The following is a 12,414-nucleotide window of genomic DNA, read 5'->3' on the forward strand; positions in this document are numbered from 1 at the left end:
CCGGGTATCATGCCGTCAAGCTAACATTGCGCCCAAGCGAAGGGAAGCCCTGATGGACCTGGCCGAACTCCTGCGTGCGGTGGGTCGGCGCTGGTATGTCCTGGTCCTCGGCCTGCTCACGATCGCGGGCCTGGTTTTCCTCACCCTGCGGTTCGTGCCCGTGACGTATGACGCGAAATCCTCCATTCTCCTGCTGCCTCCCGCGAGCGCGGCAGAGAAGAGCGGGAACCCCTTTCTCGACCTCGGCGGTCTAGATCTCGTGGCGGGCGTGCTCGGCAAGTCGCTCACCGATTCCGAGTCGGTTCGGAGCATCATCCCCGGCGACTCGAAGGGCGAATACACCGTCCAGAAGGATGCGAGCGTGTCCGGATCCGTGCTGGAAGTCGCCGCCTCCGGCGCTTCGCCCCGGGAGGCCTTCGCTACCCTGGACGCGGTGCTGGCTCTCGCCACGGAGAGGCTGGACCAGTTGCAGACCGCGGCGGGTGCGCAGGCGAATGCTCACGTGCGGCTGATGGTCATCACCAACAACACGATCGCTGAAGCCAACATCGCCTCCCTGGTCCGCGCACTCATCGTCGTCGTGGGGGGCGGACTCGCCCTGACGCTGCTCCTCACCGTGACGATCGATTCCGCGGTCCGTCGGCGGAGGGCGAAGAAGGTCGAGCGGCAGCACCGCCAGGCCCTCGCGAGGCCTCCGGCGCCCCCGGCGCCGCCGCCCGGACGTTCTGAGTCCGCGGAGCCGGCGCTGGTTGGCGAGAGAGAGTGATCCTGCGGTGACCGAGCGCCGCCCACCGGCCGCCGACGGGTCCGCCGGTCCGATCCCACGTCAGCGGCCGGCGTTCGTCGTGGACGCGTTCGGTGCGGGTCCCGTCCGGGTTGACGCCGCGTGGCTGCTGGCCGTCTTCGTCGCCCTCCTCCTCCTGATACCGGCGAACCTGACGATCGCGGCGCTCGGTTCGATCGGCACACCGGCCCTCATCGTCGGCCTGTTCGCGCTGCTCTGGTGGCTCGGCTCCCAGATGAACCGGACGACCTCCACCCTGACTCCCGCGCAGCCCATCCGACGGGCGATGTTCTGCTTCACCATCGCGGTGCTCTTCAGCTACGTCGCGGCGACCGTGCGACCGCTCGACGGCTTCGAGCTGAACGGGGCGGACCGCGGCCTCCTGCTGATCGCCTCCTGGCTGGGAATCGTGCTTCTCACGTCCGACGGCCTGGTCGGAATCGCCCGACTCGAAGCACCACTGAGACTGCTCGTGCTCTTCGGCGCGGTCGTCGCCGTCGTGGGAATCGCGCAATTCCTGACCCGGATCCCGTTCGTCGACGTCATCCAGATTCCGGGGCTGACCCCCAACAACGAATTGACGAGCATCTACAACCGATCCGGCTTCACTCGCGCCGCCGGAACGTCCACGCACCCCATTGAATTCGGCGTGGTCTTGTCGATGATCCTTCCCATTGCCCTGCACTTCGCCTTCGCCGACACCCATCGGAACCACCTGGCGCGCTGGTTACCCGTGGCGGTGATCGCCTTCGCCGTGCCGATCACGATCTCGCGGTCGGCCCTGGTGGGAGTGGCCGTCGCGCTTCTGGTCCTCATCCCTTCGTGGTCGGTCCAGCGGCGACGGATCTCCTACGTCGTCATCGCTGCGGGGATCCTCGCGATATTCGTCACCATCCCGGGAATGGTCGGCTCCCTCACCAAACTCTTCACGGGCATCTCCGAGGACGGCAGCGCCCGCTCGCGCACCGACAGCTACTCCCTCGCGCTGGATTTCATTTCCCGATCGCCGATCTTCGGTCGCGGGATCTCGACGTTCCTTCCCGAATACCGGATCCTGGACAATCAGTACCTGGGCCTGCTCATCGAGGTCGGCGTCGTGGGCACCCTGGCGGCGGCCGGGCTCTTCCTCGTGGCCATTGTGTCCGCGGTGCGCAGCCGGCGACTGACCCAGGACCCGAAGGCCCGCAGCCTGGCCCAGTCCCTGGCCGCGATGGTGGCGGCGGGGGCGTGCACCTTCGCGACCTTCGACGCCTTCGGCTTCCCCCAGGCGTCCGGCCTCATGTTCCTCGGAATCGGGTGCATCGGCGCCCTCTCGAACACGCTGAGGAGAAACGCCGACTCGACCGGGGGACTCCGGCCGGTCGCGCCCCTGGCCTGACTCGTTCCCCAGGCCGGCTCGATGCTCAGGCCGGTTTGATGCTCAGGCCGGCTCGTTTCCCAGGCCGGCGGGCCTGGCGCCCAGGAGGCTTCGAACGGTGCGGATGAACTTCCGGCCTGTGATGAGGGCGTAGATCGCGAAGCCCGTCACGCCGCCAACGGCCAGCAGGAGGAAGCCGGGGGGCAGGAGGCTCTTCACCAGCCACGCGGAGAGCAGCACGCCGGCCGCACCGAGCAGCGGGAGCAGGAGATCCGCCGCCAGGTAGCGCACCCTGGTCCCGGCGCGGTGCAGCAGGATGCCGATCCCCGGCACGACCAGGACGAGGACGACGAGCGCGTGCGCCCAGGCCACCCCCTGGATCCCGAACGAGGTCGCCCCGAACACCAGGGCAGGCACCACGGCCACGAGCCACGCCGCATGCAGCCAGGCGTTGCCGACCGTTCGCCCGACCGCGACGAGGTAGTCGTAGCTCAACTCGACAAGCATCCGCCCGAGGCTCAGGATCACCAGCGCCGGCACGGCCAGGGCCGCGGCGGCCCACCGGTCGCCGTAGAGGAAGGTCACGATTCCCTCGGCGTAGGCGGCCAGGAGCGCGCTCAGCAGTGCGCCGAGGGCGAGCACGAGGTAGAGCGCCTCCCGGAATCCCTGCCTGCCGTCACCCCTCTCGTGGAGCCGGGCGAACATGGCCGTGGTGACGCGGCGGACGGCGGCGGTGACCAGCGTCATCGGCCAGGTGCTCAGGTTGAAGGCCAGGAGGTACAGGCCCAGCTCGGCGGTCCCGAGGATCCGGCCGACGACCACGAAGTCAACGTTGACGAGGGCGAGCAGGAGCAGGCTGGCGCCGGCGAGCGGCAGCCCGAACCGCAGCATCCGGCCCGCGATCACGCGATCGAATCCCGGCCGGTAGCGCGCGGGAGCCCAGGCAAGGGACAGCACGCCCGTGACCAGGTTGCCCACGATCGCTCCCCAGGCCAGGCTCCACGCGCCCTGGCCGGACAGGGCGAGCAGGATCGTCACCGGGGTGCTGACCACGAAGGCGATCACATCGATCTGCATCCGTTTGGCCTGCATGAAGGCCCGGGTGAGCAGGGCCACCGGGACGGAGGCCACCCCGTCGATGAGCACGGCGACCGACATCAGCCGAACGATCCCCGTCGCTTCGGGAACTCCCATGGCCGCCGCGAACGGCTCGGCCGCGAACCAGCTCGCGATGAAGAGCGCGGCGCTCGTGACGATCGCCAGGGTGGTCACCGTCGGCGCGATCGCCGCGACGGACCCCGGATGCCGCACCAGCGCCACGCTGACGCCCAGCTCGTTCATGCTGAGCAGGAGATTGAGCACGACGAGGGCGACCGCGTACACGCCGAAGTCCTCCGGGGCGACGATCCGCGCGATCACGATTCCGGCCAGGAAGGAACCCAGCCGTCCGGCCAGGGTGTTGACCAGGCTCCAGCTCAGTCCCTTCCCCACCTGTTGTTCCAGGGTGCGAAGGGGTTCGTCCGGCGCGGCCGTCATGGCTAGACCAGGCGCTTCAGGGCGTCCGCCACCCTGACCTGCTGCGCTTCGGCCAGGTGAGGGAACATCGGCAGGGACAGGAGCTCGGACGCGGCACGTTCCGCGACCGGGAAATCGCCCCGGGACAGCCCCAGGCGCCGGAACGCCCCGGTGAGGTGGATCGGCGTCGGGTAGTGCAGCGCGGCGCCGATTCCCTCCGCTTTCAGGCCGGCCAGGACGCGATCCCGGTCCGGAACCCGGACGCAGTAGATGTGCCAGTTGTGCACGTTCCCCGGCAGGGTGACGGGCAGGCGGACACCCTCCAGGCCGGCAAGGAGTTCGTCGTACCGGAGCGCGGCGGCGCGGCGTGCGGCGTTCCAGGCCGGGAGGCGAGCGAGCTTTGCCCGGAGCACCACCGCCTGGATGGCATCGAGGCGGGAGTTGAATCCGAATTCGTCGTGCACGTACTTCTCCGTGCTGCCGTGGCTGGCGATCACACGCACCCGCTCCGCGAGCGTGCGGTCACCGGTCAGGACCGCGCCGGCGTCACCGGCGGCGCCGAGGTTCTTGCCGGGGTAGAAGCTCGTCCCGGCGATGCGGGCGAGCGACCCGGCCGGACGGCCGAAACGGGTGGCTCCCTGGGACTGCGCGGCGTCCTCGATGACGGCGGCGCCGAACCGTTCCGCGACGGGCGTGATCTCGTCGAACGGGGCGGGCTGCCCGTACAGGTCGACGGCCAGGACGGCGGCCGTGTGCGGCGTGATGGCCCGTTCGACCGACGCGGCGTCGAGGAGCAGCGACTCGTCGTCGACGTCCGCGAACCGCACGCGGGCGCCGGCCCGGATCACCGCCTCCGCCGAGGCGATGAAGGAATTGGCGGGGACCAGCACCTCCGCGCCCTCCCCGATGTCCAGGGCGCGCAGCGCCAGCTCCAGGGCGTCGGTCCCGTTCCCGACGCCGACGCAGTGGGCCACGTCCGAGAAGGCGGCGAATTCCGTCTCGAACGATGTCACCTGGTCGCCGCCGATGAACCCGCCGCCGCGCACGATCGCCTCGAGGTCGGCCAGGATCTCGTCGGCGACCTCCGCCTGCTGGGCGACGAGGTCCATGAACGGTACGGCTTCGCTCACCGGGACCGCCCCCTCTGCTCCTGCGCCCGCATGGCCGCGAGCGAGTTGAAATCGTCGCGCACCACGCCACCCAGCCTTCGTTTGACCTTGCGATCCAGTTCGTACCGGGTGACGGAGAGGTACGGCCCGAGGAGCCGGGACATCGCGCGCGGTTCGGAGCGGTGACGCCCGATTGCCTCGCCGTAGAAGGCCTCCAGCGCCTCGGTTGCGGCGTCGAGGCCGTAGCGGGATTCGACGGTGGCCCTGGCAAACTCCCCGAGCCTTCCTCGCAGCGCGGCATCGGCCAGCAGCGGACGAAGGAGCGCCGCGAGCCGCGCGGCGCCGTCGCCGCCGTCGCCGATGCCGAACCATCCTCCGCCGACGAATTCGGGCAGCGAACCGGGCTCGAGCAGGCGCCAGAAGCCGCTTTCGCCCTGCACGACCAACGGCTTGCCGAAGGCCATGGCCCGGAGCGCCGACCCGCCCATGCCAAGCGCGATGTCGGCGGCGTCGTACACGGCGCGAGGATCGGGCAGGTCGCCGGTCAGCCGGACGACATCCGTTCCGGCGGCGGCGTTCGCCCGCCGGGCCGCGGATTCGACCTCGGCCCGGGCCGGCCCGTCGCCGGCGATCACGAGCCGCACCGGGAACTCGGTTGCCAGCCGGCCGACGGCGCTGATCGCGGTCAGGATGCCCTCCCGCTTGAGTTCGGCGGCCAGCCGGGTGACCAGGGAAACGACGAGGGTGCCCGGGTCGATGCCCAGCAGGGCCTTCGATTCGAGCTGGTCGATCGGCCGGTCCCGCCGGGTGTCGACCGGCGGCTCCAGCAGGGTGACCTGGGGTCGTTTCGCCTGCTCCGACCGGAGGATGCTCTCCGTCCCCACGGTGAGCGGGAGCCAGTGCGGCAGGAACGGCGCCACGGACATGGACATGACGGAGCACACGGCGGGCACGTTGAGCCTCCGATACGGGCCGAAGACCGCCTCCACGGCCGGCGGCCACTCGAAGCCGTGCACCACATCGGCGTTCAGCTCCTCGACGACGTCGCAGAGACGGCCCATGACGGCCTGCGACGGCCGGATCCGGGGCCGGGGCGCCGGCTCGTGCCGAAGCCCCCGCTCGGCGAGGAGGTCGACCAGCGGGCCCGGCGGACCGAAGACGACGACCTCATGCCCGCGAGCCTGCAGGGAGCCGGCGATGTCGATCGCGTTTTTCTGGCTTCCGCCGATTTCCATCGAGTGCGGATAGACCACGATCCTCACGTCAGCCGCGCATCCAGCATCGGCGCCGGCTCGGCCGCGAACGCCGTGGAGCGCAGGGCGCGCGCCGGAACGCCGGCCCAGGTCTCCCCGGCCGGCACGTCCGTGAGCACCGCAGCGCCCATCCCGACGGTGGCCCCGCGCCCGACCCGGACCCGCTGCCGGATCGACGCATTCATTCCGACGTAGCTCTCGGCCTCGAGGACCACTCCGCCGCCGAGGGAGACGCCGGCGGCGATGGTCACGAAGTCGCCGACGACGTCGTCGTGGGTCAGGGTGGCATGGGGCATGATGACGGCATGACGGCCGATGCCAACGTCGGCTGTCACGACCACGCCGGCCAGCAGGATGCCCCCGGGCCCGATTCCGGTGCCCCTGGCGACACTGGCTGCCGGGGAGATGAACGTGACATAGCGTTCGACGCCGACGTCCAGGGCGGCCAGCCGCTCGGCGACCCGGCGCCGGCCGGACCCGGACCCGACACAGATCAAGAGCCGCTCCGGCCGCGTTGCCGCCCGGGCGATGGGGCCGAGCACGGGAACACCGGACAGGAGCGAGCCGTGCAGGGATTCGTCGTCGTCGAGGACCCCGACGATGCCGAGCGTGTCCCGCGCGGCGGCAATGACTTCCCGGGCCAGCCCGCTTGCCGCGAGCAGGAGCACGCCCGTCATGTCGGCTCCCGCACCGAAGCCGCCGCGCGCAGCGTCCCCGCCACGCGGTCCTGTTCTTCTTCGGTCAGCTGGTGGAAGAGCGGGAGGATCAGCGTGTTGTCGGTCAACCGCTCGGTCACCGGGAGCGGGGCCGATCCGGTGTCCATCCCCCACCAGGCCGGCTGGCGGTGCGCGGCCATGATGCCGCGCCGCGCGGAGATGTCGGCCCGGGCGAGGGCGGCGAGCACGCCGTCGCGATCGACCGGGAACGCCTCGTCGACCTCCACCCAGTAGGACTGGAAGTTCGACCGGCCCCACTCGGGGTCGGCTACCGGGCGCAGCCCGGCGACCCCGGAGAGCAGCGCCGCGTACCGGTCGGCCAGTTCCCGACGGCGCCGGATGGTCTCCGGCAGCCTGCCGAGCTGCACGATGCCGACGGCGGCCTGCAGGTCGGTCATCCGATAGTTGAAGCCGATCTCGAGGTACTCCTCCGCCGGCGCGAGCACGCTGGCCTGGCGGTCCGCCGCGGAGACGCTCATGGCATGCTCCCGCAGCCGGCGCGCCCGCAGCGCCCACTCCTCGTTGGAGGTCGTGAGCATCCCGCCCTCCCCGGTGGTGAGCAGCTTGCGCGGGTGGAAGGACCAGGCGGTGAGGACGGCCCCCGAGCCGACCGGGTTCCCGTGGTAGAGCGAGCCGGCGCCGCACGCGGCATCCTCGATCACGAGGATTCCCCGGGGGTCGCAGAGCGCGCGGATGGGGTCCAGGTCGACCGGCATCCCGCCCTGGTCGACCACGATGACGGCCTTCGTCCGCGCGGTGAGGGCCGCGGCGATCGTCCCGGCGCTCACGTTCCCGGTGGTTGCCTCCACGTCGGCGAAAACGGTCCTGGCCCCGACGTAGATCGGGGCGTTCGCGGTCGCGATGAACGAGAACGACGGAACGACCACGTCGTCGCCGGCCGCGACGCCCGCGACGATGAGAGCCAGGTGGAGCGCCGTCGTGCAATTGGAGGTGGCAACGGCGAACGGGGACCCCACGGCCTCGGCGAAGAGCGTCTCGAAACGCGCGACGCGCGGTCCCTGCGCCAGCCAGCCCGACTCGATGACCTCGGTGACGGCCGCGATCTCCTCCGGGCCCAGCCACGGCTTCATCACGTTGATGCGCGTCATGACGACGGCACCAGCGAGCGGCCCTGGGCGATCTCCTCACGGAGCGGCTCCCACCAGTTGACGAGCTCCCGGAGCCCCTCCGCCAGGGTGACCTTCGCTTCGAACCCGAGGACGTCCCTGGCCAGCGAGACGTCGGCCAGGCGACGGGTGACCCCGTTGATGGCACGGTCCGGTCCGTGTTCGACCGGCAGGTCGGAGCCCATCGCTTCCAGGAGCGCCTCCGCGAGGCCCAGCAGGCTCGTCTCGACGCCGCTGGCGATGTTGAAGACCCCTTCGCGCACCTCGCTCGTCGCGGCGAGCAGGTTGGACCGGGCAATGTCCCTCGTGAAGACGAAGTCCATGGTCTGCAGGCCGTCGCCGAAGATCAACGGCGCCTTCCCGTCGGCGATGCGTTCCATCCAGCGCACGAGCACCTCGGTGTACAGCCCGTGCACATCCATCCGGGGCCCGTAGACATTGAAATAGCGGAGGCACACGTAGTCGAGTCCGTTCATCGCCCGGAAGCTTCGGAGCATGCCCTCGTTGAACGATTTCGCGGCGCCGTAGAACGTGTCGTTGTTGTGATGGTGGTGTCGCTCCGGAGTCGGGAATTCCTCGGCGAGCCCGTACACGGATGCGCTGGAGGCCGCGATCACCTTGCCGACCGAGTGGGCCACGGCCGCCTCGAAGACGTTGAAGGTTCCATCGACGAGGACCTCGAGTGCCAGGCGCGGCTCCTCGGCACACTGCGTGATCCGGATCGCCGCCTGGTGGAAGACCAGGTCCTTGCCCCGCGTCACGTCGCGAACGAGGTCGCGGTCGCGGATGTCGCCCTCGACCAGGGTGACCCGACCGGTTGCCAGGGCGCCGTCGAGGTTCGCCCGCCGACCGCGGACCAGGTTGTCGAGCACATCGATGTGGTCTACCCCGGCCTCCAGCAGCTGGTCCACGATCTCGGAGCCGATGGTCCCCGCTCCGCCGGTGACCAGCACGTTCGCTCCGTGCAATTCGCTCACAGTAACTCCTCTGCCAGGGGTCGATCGGCGGCAATTCGATCGGCGTCAAGGGGGGTGGCCGCACCGAAGCCGGCGAGGCTGCGACTGGCTGCCTCCAGGATGGAAAGTACACGCAAGCCCGCCTCGCCGTCGGTGCGGGACGGGCGGCGGTCCCGGATGGCCTCGGCGAACTCGCTGGCCATGGCGCCGAGGGCCTCCCGCTCCGGGAGGGCCGGCGACCAGGTGTCGCCGAGGCGGTAGGAGACCGTGGCCGCGCTGCGTTCGGCTCCGTCGAGGGCCTGGAGCTCGAGGTCGACTCCCCGGTCGTAGACGCTGAGTCGCTGCTGGGGGTTGAGGTCGTCCCAGACGAGTGTGCGTTTGGTGCCGCCGATGATCATCTGCCGGATCTTGGTGGGGCTGAGCCAGTTCACGTGCACGTGCGCCATCGCCCCGTTCGGCAGCGGAAGGCTGAGGTAGCCCACGCAGGATTTCCCCGCTCCGAGCGGGTCGGCACCGTGCGCCGAAACCGTGAGGGGCCGCAGTCCCCCCGGCAGCACGAAGTCGATGATCGACAGGTCGTGCGGTGCGAGGTCCCAGAACACGTCGACATCCGGCTGGATGAGACCGAGGTTGATCCGCACGGAATCGACGAAGAGAATGTCGCCGAGCGCTCCTTCTTCTATGAGCTCGCGGATCTTCAGCACCGCGGGCGTGTAACAGTAGGTATGGTCGGCCATCAGGACCAGTCCGCGCTCCGCGGCCGCGCGGACCATGTCACGCCCGCGCACCCCTGTGTCGGCCAGCGGCTTCTCCACCATGACGTGCATTCCGGCCGACAGGGCCGCCCGGGCGATCCCGTGGTGGGTCTTCGCCGGCGTCGCAATCGCCACCGCATCGAGGTCGGCGGATGCGAGCAGGTCGCTCAGCGCGGTGACCACGCGCACACCGCCGGTCATCTCCGCGACCCGGCGTGCCCGCTCACCGTCGATGTCGCAAATCGCGACGAGGTTCCAGTCCGGGCTGGTGTGGAAATTCCGGGCCAGGTTCGGACCCCAGTAGCCCGCGCCCACCACCGCGATGTTCAGCTTCGTGGTCATCTGCGCCTCCAACCGGCGTGCGTCCAGTGCCAGGCATCCGGCGGGCTCGTCCGAGCGATCTGAATATCTCTCACGTTTCAGACAATGGCACGGCACCCTGCGCTCGAATACCCCCCGATGGGGGGCGAATATCCGGGCGGCGCGCCCACCGGCTGCCGCGACCCCCTTTCAGGGGGCTGTGGGCCGCGTTCCGGCGGGGTATGTTCGCCACGTGAGTAGCTGAGCTTTCTTCAGTGATTCACAGTTTCGGACCGGCGCCCCAGGGCGCCAGGCCCGACGCGCCACCCCTTACCTGTAAACCCGAACTGCAGGGAATGAACTGTGACCACGTCGCTGAGCCGTCGACGCTTCCGTCGACACCGCACCTCCGGCCCACCCGCCGCCACCACTGCCGCCGCCTGCCGCGCCCTCCGCCTCGGCTCCCCGGCCCCGGTGAGGTCGACATGACGGACGGGCAGGCCGTTCTGCGGATAGCGATGATCGGCACCCGGGGCGTGCCCGCGGCCTACGGCGGGTTCGAGACGGCGGTCGAGGAGATCGGCCACAGGCTCGTCAGCCGCGGCCATGAGGTCACCGTGTACTGCCGCACCACCGGTGAAGCGTCCCCCCGCACCTACCGGGGCATGGACCTCGTGCACCTGCCGTCCCTGCACCTGCGCGCGCTGGAGACCCTTAGCCACACCGCCCTCTCGGTCGGCCACCTGTCGCGGCATCGACGGCCCGACGTCGCGTTCGTCTTCAACGCGGCCAACGCGCCGTTCCTGCCCCGGCTCCGCCGCCACAATGTGCCGACGGCCGTGCACGTCGACGGCCTGGAGTGGAAGCGCGGCAAGTGGGGCCCCGTCGGCCGGCGTTACTACCGCTGGGCCGAAGAGGTCGCCGTACGCCAGGCGGACGCGCTCATCTCGGACGCGCAGGGAATCGTGGACTACTACCAGCACGAGTTCGCCATTCCCACCGACCTCATCACCTACGGCGCGAAGATCCTGCGCGAGGTTCCGACCGACCTCGTGTCGGATCTCGGGCTGGTCGCGGGCGGCTACCACCTCGTGGTGGCGCGTTTCGAACCGGAGAACCACGTCGACGTCCTCGTCGAGGGGTATCTCCGCAGTGGCGCGACCCTTCCCCTGGTCGTCGTCGGCTCTGCGCCGTACGCGGCGGAGTACACCTCCCGGGTCGCCAGGCTCGCCGCGTCCGATCCCCGCATCCGCCTGCTCGGCGGCGTCTGGAACCAGGATCTCCTCGACCAGCTCTACGCGCACGCCGTCACCTACCTCCACGGCCACTCGGTCGGCGGAACGAACCCGTCGTTGCTGCGCGCGATGGGCGCCGGCACGGCGGTCCTGGCCTGGGACGTCGTCTTCAATCGCGAGGTGCTCGGCAGCAACGGGGCCTACTTCCAGGATGCCGCGAACCTCGCCAACCTGATCGAGGACGCCGAGCTCAGCCCGCACCGCACCGCGGAAATCGGCGAGGGCCTGCAGGGACGCGCCAGGGCGCTCTTCAACTGGGAGAGCGTCACCTCCGGGTACGAAGACCTCGCGATGCGGCTCACCGAGGGCTACAGCACGCGCGGCCTGAGCCGCGGGCGCACGGGCCATTCGGCCTGGAGCGAGGCCTACAAGCCGACCCGGCATCCGTCGCCGGCCGTGGTCAGGCGGACGATCATATGAGCGCCATGCCCCCGTTCACCGTTGGCACGGATGCGCCCGAGAGCTACTGGGGCACGGTCCGGCGGCTGTCGGCCGCCCAGAAGACCGCGGCGCCCGGCGCACCGGCCTACTCGATCTACGTCAATCGACGGATAGGCCGCTACCTCGCCGCGGCCGCCTACCGGGTGGGACTTGCCCCCAACGGCGTGACCGCGATCAGCGCGGTCTTCACCTTCTCCGGGATCCTCCTCCTCGCGATCGGAGAGCCCGGCTGGGGGCTCGGCGTCGCAGTCTGGCTTCTCCTCGCCGTCGGTTACGCCCTGGATTCCGCCGATGGACAGGTGGCCAGGCTGCGGGGAGGCGGGTCTCCGTCCGGCGAATGGCTCGACCACGTGGTGGACTCGGTCAAGATCTCGAGCCTGCACCTCGCCGTGCTGGTGACGGCGTTCAGCCACTTCGACCTCCCCAGCCCGGCCTGGCTGCTCGTCCCGGTGGGCTTCACCGTCGTGGCGGCCGTCTCCTTCTTCGCGATGATCCTGAACGACCTTCTCAAGGCGAAACACGCCACCGGGGCGGAGGCCGCGCCCCGCCGCAGCACGCCGTGGCGCTCGCTGCTCGTGATCCCGACGGATTACGGCATCCTCTGCCTGGTCTTCGTGCTCCTCGGTGCACCGCAGCTGTTCTTCACCGTCTACACGGTCATCTTCGCGGCGAATGCGGCCTTCCTGGCGCTCGCCCTGCACAAGTGGTTCCGCGATATGGCCGTGCTGGGGACCGCGGCGGCACAGACGGTCCCTGAACCCATCCAGCACCCGTCCGACAAGACTTTTTAGCGAATAGCGCCTTGA

General features: G+C 70.1%; 11 protein-coding genes. 4 read left to right on the plus strand and 7 right to left on the minus strand.

Features of this window, described 5'->3' with window-relative positions; all coding sequences use genetic code 11:
* Positions 1-52 precede the first annotated feature (52 nt).
* Together E3O23_RS07860 and E3O23_RS07865 are read left to right on the plus strand one after the other, a co-directional pair.
* Positions 53-766 carry a hypothetical protein gene (locus E3O23_RS07860; RefSeq protein ID WP_134489824.1) on the plus strand — a complete coding sequence of 238 codons (714 nt, stop codon included), beginning with the start codon at positions 53-55 and terminating at the stop codon, positions 764-766.
* A 7-nt stretch (positions 767-773) separates the two neighbouring features.
* Positions 774-2,162, plus strand: a complete 1,389-nt coding sequence (locus E3O23_RS07865) for an O-antigen ligase family protein (RefSeq protein ID WP_134489826.1) — start codon at positions 774-776, stop codon at positions 2,160-2,162.
* Positions 2,163-2,204: 42 nt separating this feature from the next.
* Here the strand turns inward: E3O23_RS07865 and E3O23_RS07870 are convergent, their stop codons facing one another.
* The 7 genes from E3O23_RS07870 to E3O23_RS07900 are packed head-to-tail and all read right to left on the minus strand — an operon-like array spanning position 2,205 to position 9,914.
* A complete protein-coding gene (locus E3O23_RS07870) occupies positions 2,205-3,677 on the minus strand; it encodes an oligosaccharide flippase family protein (protein ID WP_134489828.1) in 1,473 nt (490 codons plus the stop codon).
* A 2-nt stretch (positions 3,678-3,679) separates the two neighbouring features.
* The gene (locus tag E3O23_RS07875) at positions 3,680-4,786 is read right to left on the minus strand and encodes a DegT/DnrJ/EryC1/StrS family aminotransferase (protein WP_241983382.1); all 1,107 of its coding nucleotides are present in this window, start codon (positions 4,784-4,786) and stop codon (positions 3,680-3,682) included.
* Positions 4,783-6,018, minus strand: coding sequence for a glycosyltransferase family 4 protein (locus tag E3O23_RS07880; protein ID WP_134489830.1), 1,236 nt, complete (start codon positions 6,016-6,018; stop codon positions 4,783-4,785). The genes E3O23_RS07875 and E3O23_RS07880 overlap by 4 nt, the downstream gene beginning before the upstream one ends.
* A gap of 5 nt (positions 6,019-6,023) precedes the next feature.
* Positions 6,024-6,695 (minus strand): NeuD/PglB/VioB family sugar acetyltransferase, encoded by a 672-nt coding sequence (locus E3O23_RS07885; protein WP_134489832.1) that lies wholly within the window; start codon positions 6,693-6,695, stop codon positions 6,024-6,026.
* Positions 6,692-7,843, minus strand: a complete 1,152-nt coding sequence (locus E3O23_RS07890; protein WP_134489834.1) for a DegT/DnrJ/EryC1/StrS family aminotransferase — start codon at positions 7,841-7,843, stop codon at positions 6,692-6,694. Before E3O23_RS07890 ends, E3O23_RS07885 begins: the two co-directional genes overlap by 4 nt.
* The gene (locus tag E3O23_RS07895) at positions 7,840-8,838 is read right to left on the minus strand and encodes an NAD-dependent epimerase/dehydratase family protein (RefSeq protein WP_134489836.1); all 999 of its coding nucleotides are present in this window, start codon (positions 8,836-8,838) and stop codon (positions 7,840-7,842) included. The genes E3O23_RS07890 and E3O23_RS07895 overlap by 4 nt, the downstream gene beginning before the upstream one ends.
* Complete coding sequence (locus E3O23_RS07900) at positions 8,835-9,914, minus strand: Gfo/Idh/MocA family protein (RefSeq protein ID WP_134489838.1); 1,080 nt, start codon at positions 9,912-9,914, stop codon at positions 8,835-8,837. Before E3O23_RS07900 ends, E3O23_RS07895 begins: the two co-directional genes overlap by 4 nt.
* Before the next feature lie 443 nt (positions 9,915-10,357).
* On the opposite strand from E3O23_RS07900, the gene E3O23_RS07905 reads away from it, so the two are divergent.
* Positions 10,358-11,587, plus strand: a complete 1,230-nt coding sequence (locus E3O23_RS07905; protein WP_198415157.1) for a DUF1972 domain-containing protein — start codon at positions 10,358-10,360, stop codon at positions 11,585-11,587.
* Complete coding sequence (locus E3O23_RS07910) at positions 11,584-12,399, plus strand: CDP-alcohol phosphatidyltransferase family protein (RefSeq protein WP_420897649.1); 816 nt, start codon at positions 11,584-11,586, stop codon at positions 12,397-12,399. Before E3O23_RS07905 ends, E3O23_RS07910 begins: the two co-directional genes overlap by 4 nt.
* The last annotated feature ends 15 nt before the right edge of the window (positions 12,400-12,414 follow it).

This window comes from Cryobacterium tagatosivorans, from assembly GCF_004402215.1.
In the GTDB taxonomy this organism is placed as follows: Bacteria; Actinomycetota; Actinomycetes; order Actinomycetales; family Microbacteriaceae; genus Cryobacterium; species Cryobacterium tagatosivorans.